Annotated in this window: 14 protein-coding genes and 1 other RNA gene; 12 read left to right on the plus strand and 3 right to left on the minus strand. The window is 70.9% G+C overall.

What is annotated here, in order from left to right:
* Positions 1–5: 5 nt before the first annotated feature.
* From DC434_RS13290 to DC434_RS13300, 3 genes are read right to left on the minus strand one after another with little or no spacing between them, the layout of a single operon-like run.
* Positions 6–2,270: a DUF3488 and transglutaminase-like domain-containing protein gene (locus tag DC434_RS13290; protein ID WP_116635760.1), complete on the minus strand. Its 2,265-nt coding sequence runs from the start codon at positions 2,268–2,270 to the stop codon at positions 6–8.
* Positions 2,257–3,447, minus strand: coding sequence for a DUF58 domain-containing protein (locus DC434_RS13295; RefSeq protein WP_116635761.1), 1,191 nt, complete (start codon positions 3,445–3,447; stop codon positions 2,257–2,259). Before DC434_RS13295 ends, DC434_RS13290 begins: the two co-directional genes overlap by 14 nt.
* Positions 3,448–3,459: 12 nt before the next feature.
* The gene (locus DC434_RS13300; RefSeq protein ID WP_116635762.1) at positions 3,460–4,449 is read right to left on the minus strand and encodes a MoxR family ATPase; all 990 of its coding nucleotides are present in this window, start codon (positions 4,447–4,449) and stop codon (positions 3,460–3,462) included.
* Between the two features lie 144 nt (positions 4,450–4,593).
* On the opposite strand from DC434_RS13300, the gene ffs reads away from it, so the two are divergent.
* From ffs to DC434_RS13360, 12 genes are all read left to right on the plus strand, one after another.
* Positions 4,594–4,690, plus strand: an RNA gene (gene ffs, locus DC434_RS13305) — signal recognition particle sRNA small type.
* A 266-nt stretch (positions 4,691–4,956) separates the two neighbouring features.
* Positions 4,957–6,447 (plus strand): HNH endonuclease signature motif containing protein, encoded by a 1,491-nt coding sequence (locus DC434_RS13310; protein ID WP_116635763.1) that lies wholly within the window; start codon positions 4,957–4,959, stop codon positions 6,445–6,447.
* A gap of 120 nt (positions 6,448–6,567) precedes the next feature.
* Entirely contained in the window at positions 6,568–7,188 is a 621-nt protein-coding gene (locus DC434_RS13315) for a rhomboid family intramembrane serine protease (RefSeq protein WP_116635956.1), read from the plus strand.
* Positions 7,185–7,928, plus strand: a complete 744-nt coding sequence (locus DC434_RS13320; protein WP_243408929.1) for a hypothetical protein — start codon at positions 7,185–7,187, stop codon at positions 7,926–7,928. Before DC434_RS13315 ends, DC434_RS13320 begins: the two co-directional genes overlap by 4 nt.
* A gap of 9 nt (positions 7,929–7,937) precedes the next feature.
* Complete coding sequence (pta, locus tag DC434_RS13325) at positions 7,938–10,064, plus strand: phosphate acetyltransferase (RefSeq protein ID WP_116635764.1); 2,127 nt, start codon at positions 7,938–7,940, stop codon at positions 10,062–10,064.
* Positions 10,061–11,281 (plus strand): acetate kinase, encoded by a 1,221-nt coding sequence (locus DC434_RS13330; protein ID WP_116635765.1) that lies wholly within the window; start codon positions 10,061–10,063, stop codon positions 11,279–11,281. Before pta ends, DC434_RS13330 begins: the two co-directional genes overlap by 4 nt.
* A gap of 105 nt (positions 11,282–11,386) precedes the next feature.
* On the plus strand, positions 11,387–12,145 hold the full coding sequence (locus tag DC434_RS13335) for an HAD-IA family hydrolase (RefSeq protein WP_116635766.1): 759 nt from the start codon (positions 11,387–11,389) through the stop codon (positions 12,143–12,145).
* Positions 12,142–14,655 (plus strand): glycosyl hydrolase family 65 protein, encoded by a 2,514-nt coding sequence (locus DC434_RS13340; RefSeq protein ID WP_116635767.1) that lies wholly within the window; start codon positions 12,142–12,144, stop codon positions 14,653–14,655. Before DC434_RS13335 ends, DC434_RS13340 begins: the two co-directional genes overlap by 4 nt.
* 46 nt (positions 14,656–14,701) lie before the next feature.
* Positions 14,702–16,960, plus strand: coding sequence for a DNA polymerase III subunit gamma and tau (locus DC434_RS13345; RefSeq protein WP_116635768.1), 2,259 nt, complete (start codon positions 14,702–14,704; stop codon positions 16,958–16,960).
* Complete coding sequence (gene recR / locus DC434_RS13350; protein ID WP_116635769.1) at positions 16,960–17,553, plus strand: recombination mediator RecR; 594 nt, start codon at positions 16,960–16,962, stop codon at positions 17,551–17,553. The genes DC434_RS13345 and recR overlap by 1 nt, the downstream gene beginning before the upstream one ends.
* Complete coding sequence (locus DC434_RS13355; protein ID WP_243408930.1) at positions 17,550–18,512, plus strand: EamA family transporter; 963 nt, start codon at positions 17,550–17,552, stop codon at positions 18,510–18,512. Before recR ends, DC434_RS13355 begins: the two co-directional genes overlap by 4 nt.
* A 115-nt stretch (positions 18,513–18,627) precedes the next feature.
* Positions 18,628–19,908 carry an aspartate kinase gene (locus tag DC434_RS13360; RefSeq protein ID WP_116635958.1) on the plus strand — a complete coding sequence of 427 codons (1,281 nt, stop codon included), beginning with the start codon at positions 18,628–18,630 and terminating at the stop codon, positions 19,906–19,908.
* Positions 19,909–20,001 lie beyond the last annotated feature (93 nt).

The raw sequence follows: 20,001 nt of genomic DNA on the forward strand, positions 1-20,001 counted from the left end.
CCTTCTCAGGCCGCAACCGCCCCCGCCGTGCTCCTCGTCGCGAACAGCGAGCGGGGGAAGAGCAGGGCGCGCACCTGCGTCGGACGATCGACGCTGCGACGCAGGCGTCCGAGGACGACACCCAACGGGGCGGCGAGGTCGATCGGCGCCGCACCGGTGCGCGCGTAGTTCGCCCGTTCGACGGCATCGGTCAGCCGGCTCATCGCCTCCGGATCGACGGCGCTGTCCCGGATGAGGTCAGCCGCACGCATCCGCGGGGTGTCGGCATCCGAGACCGGCAGCTGCAGATCGATCAGGGTGTCGCGCAGCTCGGCCCACACCGCCGCCGCGTCGCCCCGTGCCGCGCGGCGCAGACGCAGCACCCGCTCGATGCGGCGGATCAGAGCGGGGAGGAGCAGCAGCACGATCGCTCCCACCGCCGTGAGCACCACGGGCAACGGGTCGAGTCGGCGCAGCTCTCCGCCGGTTCCGGCATCGTCCGCCGCGTCGCCGCGTTCGATCTCGGGTCCTGCGGACTCCTCGGCCTGCGGAGCCGTCGTCGGTGCGGGAGCGGAAGGTCCGCCCGTCCCGCCGCCCTCGACCGCGCCGGCACGGAAGGCCGTCGGAACACCGAGCGAGGCGGTGGGCTCGAACGGCACCCACCCCACGCCGGGGAACAGCACCTCCGGCCAGGAGTGCAGCTGATCGCTGGACACCGAGAACACGGACTCCTCGCCGCGCTTCTCGTCGGTCAGCGCTCCGGGCAGGTAGCCGACGACGATGCGCGTCTGCATCCCGAGGCTCTCCGCCATGAGCGCGAACGCCCCCGCGAAGTGCACGCAGTAACCCGATCGCTCATCGAGGAACTGGGCGACCGCTTCCGCGCCGGTGCCGTCGAAGCCCTCTTCGACCGGGGTCTCCAGCGAGTAGATGAACTCGGAGCGGAACCAGGTCTGCAGGGCGACGAGCCGGTCGTAGTCGGTGCCGGCCTCCGCTGTGACCTCGTCTGCGAGAGCCGCGATGATCTCGGGCAGCTCGACCGGTTCCGCGTCGGGATCGATGACGGGCTGCGCGGCATCGAGGGCGCGGATCTGCTCGAGGGTCGGGGTCACTCGCGTCGATCCGACCGTGTAGTCGTTGCCCGCGGCATCCGCGCTGCGCGAGACGAGGGTGCGGTTGTCGACCGACACCCGCCAGGAGCCGGTGAGACCCTGCACGCTGGTGGCCGGATAGGGCACGGGCAGCCAGGAACTCGACATGCGGAGGATGCGGATCGAGGTCGTCTGCTCCTCGGTCGCGACGTCCGGGCTCCACTCCGGGTCGCCGAAGCCTTCGTCCTGCGACTGCAGATCGCCGCGATCCGGCTGCCAGACGCGGCCGTCGAAGCGCGACAGGGTGGTGAGGCGCAGGTACGGGGCGATCTCGCCCTTCGCCGCCACGGTGAGCACCTCGACCGGGTTCGGCTGGCGCAGATCGTCGCCGAGCCGCAGGGAGGCGTCGACCGTGACGCCGACCCCGGTTCCCGCGAGGTTCGCGGCCACCGGGAGCGCGGGGGCGATCACGACGGTCGCCGCCAGGGCCGCCGCGCCGACGGTGACGGCGATCGACGTGGACGAGCGGCTCGGGGAGAGCGGATGCCGCCGCGCGGTGAACCGGAACAGGATGAGGACCAGCACGCCGAGCATCACGAACCAGACGACGTGGGGTTCGCCCAGCGTGACGATCATCGGGATCGCGCCGACCACTCCGGTCAGCAGCGCCGCGATCACGGCGGAGCGGTGCGCGACGAGGTGATCCAGGAGGATCGCGATGACAGCGAACCCCGAGCCCATGGCCGCCGCGAGCCCGGGTGAGGGGTCGAGCGGTGCTGTTCCGAAGACGACCTGCTCCCAGGCGGCGGCGCCGAGGGCGCCGAAGAGGGTCAGCGTCGTCGAGGTCGGGAAGATGCCGAGGAACGCGGTGTCGCCGGCGACCAGCTGCGTGACCACGGCGACCGCCACCACCAGCTGGACGGCGAATGTCAGCACGTCGCCGAGCCACGGCGGCCGCCGCCGCAGGAGGTGGCGCATCAGCATCCCGGTACCCGCCACCACGACGACGACGATGACGACGGTGAACGACCACGCGCCCGGATCGATGACGGAGGTGAACGGCCACAGGGCGACGAAGGAGGCCACTGCGGCGAGTGCCCCCGTGGCGACCACACGCGCCGGGTCCTCGTGCTCGCGGTGCCAGCGCGGCGGCGTCGTCGGCTGCGCGCTCGCCGTCGCCGCTCGCTCAGCGCGGAACATCACCGACACCGATCCGCGCGGAGACCGCGTCTTCCCAGGCCTCGGCGACGTCGGCTCCCAGGGGCGACACGGTCCAGCCGTGCTGAGTGGCGGCGGCCGTGGCGCCGTCGAGGAGCTCGGTGCTGAACAGCATCGGCGCTGTCGCTCCGGACGGACGGAGCAGGGCGGCGTCCTCCTCGTCCAGGCGACCCGTGATGTACACCAGCGGCCCCGGCGGCGTTCCCCCGATGAGCGTGGCGAGGTCCCGGCTCTCTCCGCGCGGCGCGACCATGGCCAGCGCCACCAGCAGCCCGTCGCGATCGTCCTCGTGGCCGCGCAGCGTGCCGAGCAGCGCGCCGGCGCTGTCGATCACGTCGACGCTGTATCCCTCGCCGGCCAGGTGCACGGCCGTCGACGCGCACATCGACACCGCGGTCTCGAAGGCCGGGTCGGCGTGCGCACCCGGGGTGTCCCACCGTCGACCGCTGCGGTCGAGCACGACCACGGCATCCGGGCTGGACTCCTCTTCCTCCTGCCGCACCATCAGCTGCCCGCGGTGCGCGGTCGCCCGCCAGTGGATGCGGCGCATGGAGTCGCCGGGGATGTAGCCGCGCGGCGAGAGGTTGTCGCTGCCCTGACCGAGACGGCTCGACGACGTGTGCGCGGTGCCGCCGGCGGCTCCCACGCGCACGGCGAGCGGTGGGAGCGTGAAGATCTCCGGCACGACGGTGATGCTCCGGGTGTCGCCGAACGACTGCTCGCGCTGCGCCAGGCCGAAGGGGTCGACGGTGCGCAGCATCAGCGGTCCGAGAGGCCAGACGCCGCGGCGCACTCCGGTGATCAGATAGCTGAGCTGTCCCGTCTCCGGCGGATACTCGCCCCCGGAATCGCCGGTCACCGCATCGGGCAGCACATCATGCCAGAGTCCGCGCGGCACCCGCAGAGCGCGGAGGGTGAAGCGCACGGTCACCCGAGACGCCTCCGACACGGTGAGCAGGTCGGTGGAGATGCGCCGCGTCACGGTGCCGGAGCGACGGGGCACGCGGACGGCGATGACCGAGAACAGCGTCAGCAGCGCGAGCAGCAGGCCGAGATAGAGGAGGATGCGCGCGCCGACGAGGTTGGCGGCGATCATGCACCCCAGCGCCGCGACGAGCGCACCCGTGCCCCGTGCGGTGAGTGTTCGGCGGCGGCGCATCGGGGGTCCCGGTCAGGAGCGCGTCGCGACGGGGACGCGCACCCGTTCCACGATCTGGGTGAGAGCGGCCTCGACGGGCTGCGCGCCGGCGCGATGCGCACCGCGTGCGGGAAGAAGTCGATGGGCGAGCACCGGGATCAGCAGCGCGGTGATGTCGTCCGGGATCACGAAGTCGCGCCCGTCGAGTGCTGCCCAGACCTTGGCCGATCGGACGAGCTGCAGCGTGGCGCGGGGGCTCGCCCCGAGGTGGAGGTTCGGGTCGGAGCGCGTGGCCTGGGCGAGCGCGACCGCGTACTCCTCGAGGGCCGGGGCGACATGGACCGACCGGGCCCAGGCGATCAGCTGCGAGATCGACAGCGCGTTCGCCACCGGCGAGACCGCGGCCAGCGGATTCACCACATCGCGCTGGCGGAGCATGAGGGCTTCGGCGGCGGCATCCGGATACCCCATCGAGATGCGCATCATGAACCTGTCGCGCTGGGCCTCCGGCAGCGCGTAGGTGCCCTCCATCTCCAGGGGATTCTGCGTCGCGACCACGAGGAACGGCTTCGGCAGCGGATGCGTGGCGCCGTCGACCGTGACCTGGCCCTCCTCCATCGCCTCGAGCAGGGCGGACTGCGTCTTGGGGGAGGAGCGGTTGATCTCGTCGGCGATCACGATGTGCGCGAAGATCGCTCCGCGCTTGAACTCGAACTCGCGGTCGACCGGGTTGTAGACCGAGACGCCGGTCACGTCGCCGGGGAGCAGGTCGGGGGTGAACTGGATGCGGCGCACCGTCGCGTCGACGCTCGCAGCGAGGGCTCGAGCCAGCATGGTCTTGCCGACCCCGGGAACGTCCTCGATGAGAAGGTGGCCCTCCGCCAGCAGACAGACGAGAGCGCTGCGCACGGCATCCGGCTTCCCGTCGATCACCTGGCCGATCGACGACAGGATCGCCGAGGTCTGCGCGGCGAACGCGTCGGCGTCGATCATCGCCGGGATCCGGGGGGAGTTCTCTGGCATGCGTTCCCTCTCGCGTTGGCGCCTCGGTGCGCGTTACTCGATCGTAACCCTGCGGAGGGGTCGGCGCTCTGGCAGCTTTCCCTGAGGATGCGGACGCGGTCGCCCCACGATTCGGGGGTTCGTGCGCGTCGGGTTAGGATGGATCTCGGCTCTCCGCGTGGCGGCATCCAGGCCAATTCCCCCAGGGCGGAAACGCAGCAAGGGTAACCGGGCTCTGCTGGGTGCGCGGAGGGTCATTTTCTTTGCCCTCGAGCGGGTCGATGCCATGTGCGTCCCTGCGTCCGCGGCATCTTCCCCCGATTCCGAAATCGTGGAGGTGCCGGATGTCGTGGGTCTTTGAATGCGTCGACGAGCCATGTCTGTGCTGTCGCGGCTTCGGCGGTGGTCGTCTGCTCGGGCGGAGACGAAGCGAAGGCTCTGGAACTGCATTCTGATATACCGGAAAAGCATTCTGATCGGGGTCTTTTATGGGTCTGAATGTCGGTGGCCCCAGGTTGACTGGGGGTTATGAACAGCCGCACGGACATCTTGGATCGGGTCGTCGCCGAGCTCGATTCTGTGCTGTCCGGTGACGGGTTGGCGGGTCTGCCTGACGCGGAGCGGATGGATGTGCTGCGTATCGCGGGAGCGGCGTTCCGGCGTATCGAGGCGGTGGTGGTCGAGACGACCGCGTCCGCGGATCCGGATTTCTCGCACTCGTTCGGCTGTCGGGGGCAGAACGAGTTGTTGCAGCGGGTGTTGCGGGTGGATGTGGCCGGGGCGACGCGGGTCGGGAAGGTCGCGGATGCGGTGCGCCGGGACGTGAGCCCGTCGTCAGGGGAGCGGTTGCCTGCCCGGTATCCGGCGTTGCGGGAAGCGCTGCTCGACGGTGTGGTCGGGGTCGCGGGTTTCCTTGCGGCGATCACGCCGATCGACAGGGCCGCGCACCGGTTCGGGCGCGAAATTCTCTGGGAAGCGGATGCCGCGCTCGCGGATTACGCCCGCGGGTGCCGTGCAGCGGAGCGGGATGTCGAGACCGACGCGGATGACAGCGACATCGACGCTGCACCCGAGGCGGATGACGCGCCCGCGGCGACGCCGGAGGATCTGCGGCAGTTCGCGCAGGTGTTGGCGATGGTGTTGGACCCGGACGGTCCGGAGCCGTCGGAGCAGGGCGCGCGGCATCAGCGGTCCCTCACGATCGGCCGGTTGAAGGACGGGTTGCATGCGATCCGCGGGCATCTGCTCCCGGATGTCGCGGCGCAGTTGCAGGCGATCATCGACGCGCAATGCAACCCGAAGACCGACGGACCCCCGATGCCCGGCGTGCAGTTCCAGGACTCCGATCAGCCCCCAGGGGACGCAGCGCGCACGGATGAGCCGCACCGGAATGACTCGGCCGCCGATGAGCCGGAGGCGTTTGATCGGCGCAGTGCGGGACAGAAGCGGCACGACGCGCTCGCTGCGGCGCTGGGGATCGCGGCGCGGCATGAGGAGATGCCCACTCTGGGTGGAGCGTCGCCGACGCTGGTCGTGCACGTGGAGGCGAAGGATGTCGCGGCCGGTACCGGGTGGGCGCGGATCGCCGGGTCCCTCGCCCCGGTCGGGCTGCATGTTGCTGCGCACACGGCCTGTGCCGGGTCGATCCAACGTGTCCTTTTCGACGAGGGACGGATCGTGGGCATCAGTGTCACCGATCGGGTGTTCCCGGTGCATCAACGGCGGGCGATCCTCGCTCGCGACAAGGAGTGCCTGATCCCCGGGTGTCATGTCCCGGCGTCGTGGTGTGAGATCCATCACGTGGTCGAGCATGCGCGGGGTGGGCCGACCCATACCGATAACGGGGTCGCGTTGTGCTGGTGGCATCACCGGTCGCTGGACACGTCGGGGTGGGAGATCCGGATGGACGCCGGCGTCCCCGAGATCCGCGGACCGGCCTGGTGGGACCCCCACGGGAGATGGCGCGCCCCGAGACCGAGCATCCCCACCCGCCTCACCCACATCCGCGCCGGCAGCTGAACCCGAACCTGGCATCCGCGCCCGACGTCGCTGCCGCGCGCTCGACCGCGATGCGACCGATCGGCTTGCCGTGCCCAGTCGTCTCTGGGGTACGCCTGCGACAATCAGCAGGTGACCGTCATGCCGCCCCGCAACAGCCCGAACACCCAGAGCACCTCGAACGCTCTCGGCCGTTTCGTGTCGCCGGTCGCGCTGCTCGCGTTGATGTGGCTCGTCCAGACCCTCGACGCGATCCTGCCCGGCTCCTTCACCGGATTCGGCCTGCGGTCCTGGGACGTCACCGGTCTCGGCGGCATCGTGCTCGGCCCGCTGCTGCACGCGAACTGGGCTCACCTCATCGCCAACTCCGTGCCTTTCCTCGTGCTCGGCTGCCTGGTCGCCGTCGAAGGTGCACGGCGGTTCTGGGCGGTCACGTCGATCGTCGCGATCGTCGGCGGACTCGGCACGTGGCTCGTCAACGCGCCCGGCACCCTGACGGTCGGCGCCTCCGTCCTGGTGTTCGGCTACTTCGGCTATGTCGTGATGCGCGTCTTCGCTCCCGGCCGCGTCGCGCACCGCATCCTCTACGCCGTGATCGCGCTCATCGTCATCGCCCTCTACGGCGGATCGATGCTCGCCGGTGTCTTCGGGGCGGCGGAAGGCGTGTCCTGGCAGGGCCATCTGTTCGGCGCCGTCGGCGGAGGAGTCGCCGCGTTCGCCGGGCGGCGTCGCCGAACGGATCGCGAAATGCTGACCCCATGAGCCGCGGTCGGGCCAACCCGCAGCGAAGGGCGCGACCTCGGAAGACCTCGAAGCCCCGCGCCGCCGCGGCGCGAACCGCCGCGCGGGGAACGACGAGGAAGAGGGCGACCAAGCATCGGAAGCCCGGAGCCCGCCGTCAGGCGGTGATCCGCCTGCGTCGTCGGCGGATGCTGCGTCGCATCCTGATCTCGACCGGAGCGGTCGCGGCGGCCGTCGCGCTCCTGGTGCTGATCCCACTCGGGCTCGCCCGCGATCCCGCGGCGATCTGCCTCGACGACCCGAAGACCTTCCCGGAGGCGGGCATCGAAGGCTGGAGCGGCGAGCAGCTCGAGAACGCCGCGACCATCGTGCGCACGGCATCCGCCCTCGGGTTCGGACGCGACGGGCAGATCCTCGGCGTCATGACGGCGATGGGGGAGAGCAGCCTCGAGAACATCGACTACGGCGACTGGGAGACCCGCGGATTCACCAACCCCGACGGCACGCCCACCACCAGCATCGGCCTGTTCCAGCAGCAGGAGTGGTGGGGCACGGTCGAGGCGCGGATGGATCCGGCCACCGCGGCGACGATGTTCTACGAGCGACTCGGACGAGTGCCCGACTGGCAGCAGCTGCCGCCCTCGCACGCGATCCATCGCGTGCAGATCAACACCGACCGCGACTACTACGCGCGCTTCCAGGAGGACGCCACTGCGATCGTCGACACCCTGTCCGGCGCGTGCACGGCAGACCCCGCCTAAGCTGAACCCGTGGCGCGGAGCATCTACATCACCTCGGCCGAAGGCCATACCGGAAAGTCGACGATCGCCCTCGGGGCGCTCGACGCCTTGATGCGCGTGTCGCCGCGGGTGGGCGTGTTCCGCCCGATCGCCCGGTCGGTCACCGAGCGCGACGAGATCCTCGACCTGATGCTCGCCCACGACGGCGTGCATCTCGACTACGACGACTGCATCGGCGTCACCTACGACGACGTCCGCGGCGATCCCGACGCCGCGCTGTCGACCATCGTCGCGCGTTTCAAGGCGGTCGAGGCGCAGTGCGACGCGGTCGTGATCATCGGCAGCGACTACACCGACGTCGCGAGCCCGGCCGAACTCGGCTACAACGCCCGGATCGCCGCGAACCTCGGATCTCCCGTGCTGCTCGTGCTCAGCGGCCGCGATCAGCAGCGTCAGGCCGAGCAGCTCGGCACGACGACCGCGCGCACCGCGTCGGCCGTCAGCCAGATCGCCGCCCTCGCGCTGTCGGAGCTCGCCGAGGAGCGCGCCGAGCTGTTCGCGGTGGTCGTCAACCGCGCCGATCCCGCCGCCCTCGACGACATCGTCGCCGACGTCTCCGGAGCGCTTCCGGAGGCAGGGACGCCCGTCTGGGCGATCCCGGAGGACCGTGCGCTGGTCGCGCCCTCGATCCGCAGCATCCTCGCCGCCGTCGACGGGAAGCTCCTCAAGGGCGACGACGACAGGCTCGGACGCGAGGCGCTCACGATCGTCGTCGCCGGGATGTCGATGGTGAACGTGCTCCCGCGCCTGACCGAGGAGGCGGTCGTGGTGATCCCGGCGGATCGCACCGAGGTGCTCCTCGCGGCGCTGCTCGCCGATTCGTCCGGCACGTTCCCGCGCATCGCCGGCATCATCCTCAACGGACCGTTCCCTCTTCCGGAGCCGATCGTGCAGCTCCTCGACGGCTTCTCGTCGTCGGTGCCGATCATCACGACCGACCTCGGCACCTACGACACGGCGGTGCGGGTGATGGGCACCCGCGGCGTGATCTCGCCGGACTCGCGAGCCCGCTACGATCGCGCCCTCGGCCTCTTCCAGACGCACGTCGACATCGCCGAGCTGACCACGCAGCTCGGGCTCGCCGAATCGCGGGTCGTGACGCCGCTCATGTTCGAGTACGGCCTCATCGAGCGGGCGCGCGCCGACCGGCGCCACATCGTCCTCCCCGAGGGCGACGACGACCGCATCCTCCGTGCCGCCGCCACGCTGCTCGCCCGGGAGGTCGCGGATCTCACGATCCTCGGCGACGAGGGGTCGGTGCGGGCGCGGGCCGTCGAGCTCGGCGTCGACATCACCGCGGCCCGGGTCGTCAGCACCACCGATCCCGAACTGGTCGAGCGCTTCGCCGCCGAGTACGCCCGCCTGCGGGCGCATAAGGGCATCACCCTGGCGCAGGCGGCCGACACCGTGACCGACGTCTCGTACTTCGGCACGATGATGGTGCACCTCGGCCTGGCCGACGGCATGGTCTCGGGCGCCGCGCACACGACGGCGCACACGATCCGGCCGTCGTTCGAGATCATCAAGACGAAGCCGGGCGTGAACGTCGTCTCCAGCGTCTTCCTCATGGCGCTCGCCGACCGCGTGCTCGTCTACGGAGACTGCGCCGTGATCCCCGACCCGACGAGCGAGCAGCTCGCCGACATCGCCGTGTCCTCGGCGGCGACGGCCCGCCAGTTCGGCATCGAGCCGCGCATCGCGATGCTCTCGTATTCGACGGGGGAGTCGGGATCCGGAGCCGACGTCGACAAGGTCCGTGCGGCCACCGCCCTGGTGCGCGAACGGGCTCCCGAGCTGCTCGTCGAAGGCCCGATCCAGTACGACGCGGCGGCGGACGCCGCCGTCGCCAAAGCCAAGCTCCCCGACTCCGCGGTGGCGGGCCGGGCGACCGTCTTCGTCTTCCCCGACCTCAACACCGGCAACAACACGTACAAGGCGGTGCAGCGCTCCGCCGGCGCCGTCGCCATCGGCCCGGTGCTGCAGGGCCTCAACAAGCCGATCAACGACCTCTCCCGCGGGGCTCTCGTCGACGACATCGTCAACACGGTGGCGATCACGGCCATCCAGGCCCAGAGCGCGGACGAGGGCGCGGCATGAGCGCCATCCTGGTGATCAACAGCGGATCCTCCTCGTTGAAGTACAGCCTGATCGACGTCGAGACCGAGGGCGAGCTCGCGAACGGCCTGATCGAGCGGATCGGCCAGGACGCCAGCCCGGTCTCGCACACGGTCCGGCCGGAGACGACCGCGGATGCCGTGCCGACCGTGCTCGATGCGACCTACCGGTCCGAGCTGCCGGTGGCCGACCACCACGCCGCCTTCGCCGTGATGCTGGAGCAGTTCGCGGCGCACGGCCCGTCGCTGGAGGAGCGCCCGCCGGTGGCCGTCGGCCATCGCGTGGTGCACGGCGGCGCCCGGTTCTACGCCCCGACGCTGATCGACGCCGACGTCGAACGCCAGATCGACGAGCTCGCGGTGCTCGCGCCGCTGCACAATCCGGCGAACCTGGCCGGCATCCGTGCGGCGAAGGCCGTGTTCACCGCCGTGCCGCACGTCGCCGTGTTCGACACCGCCTTCCACCAGACGCTGCCGCCGGCCGCCTTCACCTACGCGATCGACGCCGCGCTCGCCGCCGAGCACCGGGTGCGCCGCTACGGCTTCCACGGCACCAGCCACCAGTACGTGAGCGAGAAGGCGGCAGCGTTCCTCGGCAGAGATCTCGCCGACCTCCGGCAGATCGTCTTCCACCTCGGCAACGGCGCCTCGGTCACCGCGATCGACGGCGGTCGCTCGGTCGAGACGTCGATGGGCCTCACCCCGCTCGAGGGCCTCGTGATGGGCACCCGATCCGGCGACCTCGATCCCGCCGCCCTCGTACACCTGTCGCGGCGCGCCGGGCTGTCGATCGACGACCTCGACCGCCTGCTCAACAGCCGCAGCGGGCTCCTCGGCCTCGCCGGTCGCAGCGACATGCGCGACATCCTCGCCGGTGTGGACGAGGGAGACGATGCTGCGACGCTCGCCTTCGACGTCTACATCCATCGACTCCGCGCGTACGCCGGCGCCTACATCGCCCAGCTGAGCGGGGTGGACGTCATCTCCTTCACGGCGGGCGTGGGAGAGAACGCGGCGCGCGTGAGAGCCGATGCCCTGGCGACCCTCGGATTCGCCGGGGTCGAGATCGACCCCTCGCGCAACGAGGCTCGCGAGCGCGGCATCCGTCGCATCTCCGCCGATGCGTCTCCCGTCACGGTCCTCGTGGTCCCGACGAACGAGGAGCTGCAGATCGCCCGCCAGACCGCAGGGCTCCTCTGAGCGGATGCCGTGTCAGGGGTTACCCCGCCGGGCCGCACCGCATTACGCTTGCACAGTGGCACGGAGAGGTGCCGAACCCTCATCGCCCTTCTCCTGGAGGCTCCTGTGCCAGAAGCCCTGCCCGATCTGCTCCACGCCGACGGTGTGCTCTTCGACCTCGACGGCGTCCTGACGCCGACGGCGGAGGTGCACATGCGGGCATGGAAGGTCGTGTTCGACGACGTCTTCGCACGCTGGGGCATCACCCCTGCGTACACCGACGCCGACTACTTCGACTTCGTCGACGGCAAGAAGCGCTACGACGGCGTCGCCAGCCTGATGCAGAGCCGCAACGTCGAGGTCCCCTGGGGCGACGTCGACGACGATCCCGCCGCCGAGACGATCTGCGGCATCGGCAACCGCAAGAACGCCGCCTTCGCGGTCTCGCTGCGCAGCGAGGGCATCGCGCCGTACCCCGGATCCCTCGCCCTCGTCGAGAAGCTGCACGCCGCCGGTGTGCCCCTCGGCGTGGTGTCGAGCTCGAAGAACGCCGAGGAGGTGCTCGGGGCCGCAGGGCTCCGTGACTTCTTCCGGATCGTCGTCGACGGCGTCGTCGCCGAGCGCGACGGCCTCGCCTCCAAGCCCGCCGCCGACATGTTCGCCGCGGGCGCCGCCGCCCTCGGCGTCGACCCGGCCCGGTCCGTGGCCGTCGAGGACGCCACGTCGGGCGCCGCATCCGCCGCCGCAGCCGGCTTCGCCACGGTCGTCGGCGTCGATCGCGGCACGGGCGCCGACGCGCTGCGCGACGCCGGGGCCACCGTCGTCGTCGACGACCTCGATGTCTTCCTTTCCGAGACCCGCACCGAGAACCCGGAGACCGCATGATCGACCGCGACCGCTTCCCCGTCGACCCGTGGCGTCTCATCGAGACGAGCTACTCCGAGGAGGGCGTGGGCGAGACGCTGTTCTCGGTCGGCAACGGCTACCTCGGCCTCCGCGGCAACCACATCGAGGGCCGCGGCGCCCACGAGCACGGAACCTTCATCAACGGGCTCCACGAGACCTGGCCGATCCGCCACGCCGAGCAGGCCTACGGCTTCGCCGAGGTGGGGCAGACCATCGTCAACGCGCCCGACGCGAAGATCATGCGCGTCTACGTCGACGACGAGCCGATGTCGTTCGACGAGGCCGACGTGCGCGAGTACCAGCGCACCCTCGACATGCGCACCGGCGTCCTGGAGCGACTCGTCGTCTGGGAGACCCCGTCGGGCAAGCGCGTGCGCATCCGCGACGAGCGCATCGTCAGCTTCGAGGAGCGGCACCTGGCGATCCTCCGCCTCGAGGTCACGGTCGAGAACTCCGACGCCCCGGTGACGATCAGCTGCCAGCTGCTCAACCGGCAGGACGGCGGCAACGTCTATGCCGGAACGCCGGTGGCGGCGCAGAAGAAGAAGGCCGGCTTCGACCCTCGCAAGGCCGAGAAGATCGCGGATCGGGTGCTCGAGCCCGCCGAGTACTGGCAGGACGGCCTGCGCGCGACGCTGTCGTACCAGGTGGCCGACTCGGGCATGACGGTCGCGGTGGTCGCCGACCACATCATCGAGACCGACAACGAGTACAGCGCCCGTCAGCTCGTCGAACCCGACATCGCCAAGAACGTGTTCCGCGTGCAGGCGAAGGCCGGCGTCCCGATCCGGATCACCAAGCTCGTCAGCTACCACACCTCGCGGGGTGTGCCGCCGCGCGAGCTCGTCGACCGCTGCCGGCGCTCGCTCGACCGGGTCGCGGTGGAGGGCGTCGAGACGCAGTTCCGCCGCCAGGCCGAATGGCTCGCCGCGTTCTGGGAGCGCAGCGACGTGCAGATCGGCGGCCGCGACGACATCCAGCAGGCGACCAGGTGGTGCCTGCTGCAGCTCGCGCAGGCATCCGCGCGCGCCGACGGCACCGGCGTGCCGGCCAAGGGCGTCTCGGGCTCGGGTTACAGCGGCCACTACTTCTGGGACACCGAGATCTACGTGCTGCCGTTCCTCACGTACACGTCGCCGCAGTGGGCGCGCAACGCCCTCCGCGCCCGCGTGCAGATGCTGCCCGCCGCCCGCCGCAGGGCCGCGCAGCTGAACGAGGCCGGCGCGCTGTTCCCGTGGCGGACCATCAACGGCGAGGAGGCATCGGCCTACTACGCCGCCGGCACCGCGCAGTACCACATCAACGCCGACGTGAGCTTCGCGCTCGGCAAGTACGTGCGCGCCACGGGCGACGAGGACTTCCTGCGTCGCGAGGGCGCGGACATCGCGATCGAGACGGCCCGTCTCTGGGCGACCCTCGGATTCTGGCGGGGCTCGCGGCTGATGGAGGAGCCCGGCGCGGGGGAGACGATCGAGACCTTCCACATCCACGGCGTGACCGGCCCCGACGAGTACACGACGGTCGTGAACGACAATCTGTACACGAATGTGATGGCGCGGTACAACCTCCGCTATGCGGCGCGGATCGTGCGGGAGATCCAGGAGACGTATCCCGAGGACTACACCCGGCTCGTCGAGCGCACGGGTCTCGGTTCGGGCGAGGCGGAGGCGTGGGAGCGCGCCGCAGAGGCCATGTTCATCCCGTACAGCGAGAGCCTCGGCATCCACCCGCAGGATTCGCTCTTCCTCGAGCGCGAGGTCTGGGACCTCGCCCAGACGCCGGCCGATCAGCGCCCGCTGCTGCTGCACTTCCACCCGCTGGTGATCTACCGGTTCCAGGTGCTGAAGCAGGCGGATGTCGTGCTCGCCCTGTTCCTGCAGGGCAACCACTTCACCCCGGAGGAGAAGCGGGCCGACTTCGACTACTACGACCCGCTGACGACCGGTGATTCCACGCTGTCGGCGGTCGTGCAGTCCATCCTCGCCGCCGAGGTGGGATATCAGGACCTCGCCCAGCGGTACTTCGAGCAGTCGCTGTTCGTCGACCTGCACGATCTGCACCACAACGCCGCCGACGGTGTGCACGTCGCCTCCGCCGGCGGGGTGTGGACGGCGCTCGTCTGCGGCTTCGGCGGCATGCGCGATTACGCGGGCGAGCTCAGCTTCGATCCGCGCCTGCCGGCGGACTGGCCCTCGCTGTCGTTCCCGCTGCAGTGGCAGGGATCGGATCTGCAGGTCACGGTGACGAAGGATCAGCTCCGGCTGCGGGTGCGCAGCGGGGCGCCCGTCGCGTTCACCGTGCGGGACGTCGCCTACATCGCGACGACCGACGAGGCCATCGTGGTCCCGCTCGCCGACCAGGGGCCGCTGATCCCCGGACGCCCGACGCTGCGGCAGTTCGCCGACGCGCTGCGCGAGGACGGCACGAGGCTCTCGGCATCCGTTCCGGTCATCACGACGACGATCCCGATCATCGAGCCGATCGACTGATCAGGTGACCCGCCGAAGTGTCGGTGGCACGCCGTAGGCTGTTGAGGTGACCACAGCCCTCTACCGCCGCTACCGACCCGAGACGTTCGGCGAGATGATCGGGCAGTCCCAGGTGACCGATCCGCTGATGACCGCGCTGCGCGGAGACCGTGTCGGGCACGCCTACCTGTTCTCCGGGCCGCGCGGGTGCGGCAAGACGACCTCGGCGCGCATCCTCGCCCGCTGCCTGAACTGCGCGGCAGGGCCGACCGACACGCCCTGCGGCACCTGCGACAGCTGCGTCGAGCTCTCCCGCGCCGGCGGGGGATCGCTCGACGTCGTCGAGATCGACGCCGCGAGTCACAACGGCGTCGACGACGCGCGCGACCTCCGCGAGCGGGCGACGTTCGCCCCGAGCCGTGACCGCTACAAGATCTTCATCCTCGACGAGGCGCACATGGTGACGCCGCAGGGGTTCAACGCGCTGCTGAAGCTCGTCGAGGAGCCGCCGGAGCACGTGAAGTTCATCTTCGCGACGACCGAGCCCGAGAAGGTGCTCGGCACGATCCGCTCGCGCACGCACCACTACCCGTTCCGTCTCGTCCCGCCCGCCGCGATGCTCGAGTACGTCGCGAAGCTCTGCGGCGAAGAGGGCGTGATCGTCGAGCAGGGCGTGCTCCCGCTCGTGGTCCGTGCCGGCGGAGGGTCTCCGCGAGACACCCTGTCGCTGCTCGACCAGCTGATCGCCGGCTCCGACGCCCCGGCCGGCTCCGAGACCGTCACAGTCGGGTACGCCCGTGCCGTCGCCCTCCTCGGGTACACGCACGCGGCCCTGCTCGACGAGATCGTCGACGCGCTCGCCGCGGGTGACGCCGCAGCGGCCTTCCCCGCGATCGACCGCGTCGTGCAGACCGGTCAGGACCCCCGTCGCTTCGTCGACGACCTGCTCGAGCGGCTGCGCGACCTCATCGTGATCGCCGCCGTCGGCGCCGGCGCGTCGGCTGTCCTGCGCGGCATCGCCGAAGACGACCTCGAGCGCATGCGCGGGCAGGCGGCGGCCTTCGGCGCCTCCCGCCTCTCGCGCACGGCCGACGTCGTCAGCGCGGCTCTCGACGACATGAGCGGTGCGACCTCCCCGCGCCTGCACCTCGAGCTCATGGTGGCGCGCGTGCTCGCCGGAGCGCCGGATGCCGTGGCGACCGCTCCAGCGGCCGCTGCCGAGCGCCCGGCGGCTCCCGCCGCCCGTGCCCAGGCGCCGGCCGCCGAGGCATCGAGGCCCGCCGCGGCACCGGCACCTGCGGCATCCGCACCGGCACCGGCCGCTGCGGCACCTGAGCCGGCGGTCGCTGCTGTCGCGACCCCTGCTGTCGATGCTCCGACCGTCGAGACCTCGGCCGAGACGACGGCGGCTCCGGATGCCGCGCCGCCCGCGCCGGAAGCCGCTCCCGCAGCGGCTGTCCCCGCGGGACCGGTCACCCTGGCGAGCATCACCGCCGCGTGGCCCGCCGTGCTCACGCGTCTCGAGGGCATCAGCCGCACGTCCTGGCTGCTCGCGACAGCGGTGCAGCCGCTGGCGTACGTCACGGAGAGCGACGTGCTGACGCTCGGCTTCACGAGCCAGCACGACGTGGCCAAGTTCAAGGGGACGACGCCCGGCTCCGGACCGTCCGACCACCTGCGCACCGCCATCGAGCAGGAGCTCGGCGTGCGTGTGAAGTACATCCCCGCTCCGATGCCTTCCGGCGGTGCGCCGCGCCAGCCCGCGGCATCCGCCGCCTCGGCACCGTCCGACGCCGCGCCCGCATCGGAGCCTGCGTCAGCGGGGTCCTCCCGTCCGCAGGTCCGTGGCGCGTCCGCTCCCTCCGTGACGGAGTGGGCGGTCGCCCCCATCCCCACGGCGGAGCCCGCGGGCGAGATGCCGGCGCCGGCATCCCCGCTTCCCGTCGATGACGAGCCCGAAGAGGTCGAGGCGGCGGCATCCGCGCCCGTTCCTCCCGCCGACGGCGCCGTGGATCGTGACGAGCCTCCCCTTCCGGGCGACGACGATGCTCCCGCCTTCGACGACGAGCCGCCGTACGACCCGGCCTACGAGCCGGCCGGAGCGTCACAGGGATCGCCGCCGCGTCAGGAACAGCGGGGGCCGTCCGCTCCCGCTGCTCCCGTAATTCCCCGGGCGCAGCGTGCACCCGCCACTCCGCCCGTCGTCACCGAACGCGCGCCCTCCGTCGGGGGAGTGCAGCGCTACGGTGAGGCCGTGATCCGCCAGGTGCTCGGCGCGACCTTCCTGCGCGAAGAGCCCTACGAGCCCCCGACGAGGTTCTCCTGATGTACGACGGCATCGTTCAGGAGCTGATCGACGAGTTCGGTCGGCTCCCCGGCATCGGGCCGAAGTCGGCCCAGCGCATCGCGTTCCACATCCTGCAGACGCCGACGTTCGACGTCGCCCGCCTCGCGGAGCTGCTCACCGAGATCCGCATCCGCGTGCGGTTCTGCGAGGTGTGCGGCAACGTCGCCGAGCAGGAGCGGTGTGCGATCTGCCGCGACCCTCGACGCAGTCAGGCCCTGATCTGCGTCGTCGAGGACGCGAAGGACGTCGCGGCCATCGAGCGCACCAGAGAGTTCCGCGGGCTGTACCACGTGCTCGGCGGCGTGATCAGCCCCATCGCCGGCATCGGCCCCGACGATCTGCGCATCGCCCAGCTCATGACGCGGCTGGCCGACGGCACCGTGCAGGAGGTCATCCTGGCCACCAACCCCAACCTCGAGGGCGAGGCCACGGCGAGCTACCTCAGCAGACTGCTGACGACCATGCAGATCACCGTCTCGCGCCTGGCCTCGGGCCTGCCCGTCGGCGGCGACCTCGAGTACGCCGACGAGGTCACCCTCGGTCGCGCCTTCGAGGGCCGGCGCGTCCTGTGAACACCCAGGGAGGGTTCTCCCGACGCGGCTGGCTCCTCTTCGGCGCGATGGCGCTGCTGTGGGGTGTGCCCTATCTCTTCATCAGCATCGCGGTCGAGTCGCTCTCCCCGCCCGCGATCGTGGCCGGCCGCACTCTCATCGCCGCAGTGCTGCTGCTGCCGTTCGCCCTCCGCGGCGGGGCGCTGCGCGCCGCCCTCAAGCACTGGCCGTGGGTGCTGGCCTTCGGGCTGGTCGAGATGGCCGGTCCCTTCGTGCTGCTGGGGCATGCCGAGATGACGCTGCCCTCGGGCATGACCGGTCTTCTGGTCGCCACGGTGCCCCTTTTCGCGGCCCTGATCGCCCTCGGCGGAGGGGATCGCGGCGTGCTCCGCCCTGCGCGGGGCATCGGCCTCCTCGTCGGCTTCGTGGGCGTCGGGATCGTGGTGGCGGGACCGGGGCTGTTCGGCGGTGAGGTCAGCCTGCTCGCCGCGGGCGAGGTGCTGCTCGTCGCGGTCCTGTACGCGATCGCCCCGTTCATCGTGGCGCGCAAGCTCGCCGATGTGCCCTCGCTCGGCACGATCACGCTGTCGCTGCTGATGATCGGCATCCTCTACCTCCCGATCGGTCTGCTCACCCAGCACGAGGTCCCGACGCTGCCGTCCATCGGCGCGCTCCTCGCTCTCGCGGTGATCTGCACGGCCGTCGCGTTCCTCGCGTTCTTCGCCCTCATCCGCGAGGTCGGACCGGTGCGCGCGCCGCTGTTCACCTACGTGAACCCCGTCGTGGCGATCGTGCTCGGCGCGATCGTGCTCTCCGAACCGCTGACGCCCGGGCTCCTCATCGGGTTCCCGCTCATCATCGCCGGATGCTGGTTCGCGGCGACCGGCGGGCGCCTGCGGCGCGCCACCGGAGACCCGCTCGGCTCCGATCCGCTCGGCTCCGATCCGCCTCCCGCCGCGGCGCTGCCGCCGGCTCCCTGACGCCTCGTCGCGCTGCCCGTCTGCTCATCCCTCTGCGACACATGCGCGGCGGGGTATACGGGCCGATCGTAGAATGAGCGGTGGGCGGATCCGCCCGACATCCCCGGGAGTGAACGTGGCCCTCATCGTGCAGAAGTACGGCGGCTCCTCTGTCGCCGACGCAGAGAGCATCAAGCGCGTCGCCAAGCGCATCGTCGACACGCGTCGCGCCGGGCACGACGTGGTCGTCGCCGTCAGCGCCATGGGCGACACGACCGACGAGCTGCTCGACCTCGCGAACGAGGTCGCTCCCATCCCCGCGCCGCGCGAACTGGACATGCTCCTCTCGAGCGGTGAGCGCATCTCGATGGCCCTGCTGGCCATGGCGATCCACTCGATGGGGTTCGAGGCGCGTTCCTTCACCGGCAGCCAGGCCGGCATGATCACCGACTCGCAGCACGGCGCGGCTCGCATCGTCGATGTGACACCCGTCCGCCTGCGTGAGGCTCTCGACGAGGGCGCGATCGTCATCGTCGCCGGCTTCCAGGGCTTCAATCGCGACACCCGCGACATCACGACCCTCGGCCGCGGCGGCTCCGACACCACGGCGGTCGCCCTGGCCGCAGCGCTCGGGGCCGACGTCTGCGAGATCTACAGCGACGTCGACGGCATCTACACGGCGGACCCCCGGGTGATCCCGAAGGCGCAGAAGCTCGATCACGTCTCGACGGAGGAGATGCTCGAGCTGGCCGCCAACGGCGCCAAGGTGCTGTACATCCGCGCCGTCGAATACGCACGCCGTCACGGCGTGCTCATCCACTCCCGGTCGACGTTCTCGTCGGCCGAGGGCACGTACGTTCTGGGCGAGGGTATGAAGAACCCGCGCGAAGCCGAGGGAGCAGTCATGGAAGAACCGATCGTCGCCGGTGTGGCCACCGATTTCAGCCATGCCAAGATCACCGTCGCCGGTGTCCCCGACGTGCCGGGCAAGGCGGCCGAGATCTTCAAGATCGTGGCGAGGTCCGGCGCGAACGTCGACATGATCGTGCAGAACGTCTCCGCGACGGGCCGCACCGACATCTCGTTCACCGTCCCCAAGGCGGATGCCGCGGCAGCGCTCAAGGCCCTGGCCGCCGAGCAGAACGAGGTCGGATTCCAGAATCTCGTGCACGACGACCAGATCGGCAAGCTCTCGGTCGTCGGCGCCGGCATGCGCACGCACTCGGGCGTCTCGGCGACGCTGTTCGAGGCCCTCTCGGCCGGCGGCATCAACATCGAGATGATCTCGACCTCCGAGATCCGCATCTCGGTCGTGCTCCGCGGCGACGACCTCGCCGAGGCGGCACGCACCGTGCACACCGCCTACGGTCTCGACGGCGACTCCGAGGCCACCGTCCACGCCGGCACCGGTCGCTGACCCACCCGCCCTCGTCCTCGCGACGGCACGGTAGACTCACCGAAACCCTGACACCGGCGCCAGGCGCGGCATCCGCATCCCGACGCTGCGCCC

The sequence above is a fragment of the Microbacterium sp. TPD7012 genome (assembly GCF_003075395.1).
Classification (GTDB): domain Bacteria; phylum Actinomycetota; class Actinomycetes; order Actinomycetales; family Microbacteriaceae; genus Microbacterium.

What these genes read in the sequence shown, in the direction of transcription:
- DC434_RS13290 (WP_116635760.1), bottom strand. Translation starts at nt 2,270, where the DNA reads ATGTTCCGCGCTGAGCGAGCGGCGACGGCGAGCGCGCAGCCGACGACG.
- DC434_RS13295 (WP_116635761.1), bottom strand. Translation starts at nt 3,447, where the DNA reads ATGCGCCGCCGCCGAACACTCACCGCACGGGGCACGGGTGCGCTCGTC.
- DC434_RS13300 (WP_116635762.1), bottom strand. Translation starts at nt 4,449, where the DNA reads ATGCCAGAGAACTCCCCCCGGATCCCGGCGATGATCGACGCCGACGCG.
- DC434_RS13310 (WP_116635763.1), top strand. Translation starts at nt 4,957, where the DNA reads ATGAACAGCCGCACGGACATCTTGGATCGGGTCGTCGCCGAGCTCGAT.
- DC434_RS13315 (WP_116635956.1), top strand. Translation starts at nt 6,568, where the DNA reads ATGCCGCCCCGCAACAGCCCGAACACCCAGAGCACCTCGAACGCTCTC.
- DC434_RS13320 (WP_243408929.1), top strand. Translation starts at nt 7,185, where the DNA reads ATGAGCCGCGGTCGGGCCAACCCGCAGCGAAGGGCGCGACCTCGGAAG.
- DC434_RS13330 (WP_116635765.1), top strand. Translation starts at nt 10,061, where the DNA reads ATGAGCGCCATCCTGGTGATCAACAGCGGATCCTCCTCGTTGAAGTAC.
- DC434_RS13340 (WP_116635767.1), top strand. Translation starts at nt 12,142, where the DNA reads ATGATCGACCGCGACCGCTTCCCCGTCGACCCGTGGCGTCTCATCGAG.
- recR (WP_116635769.1), top strand. Translation starts at nt 16,960, where the DNA reads ATGTACGACGGCATCGTTCAGGAGCTGATCGACGAGTTCGGTCGGCTC.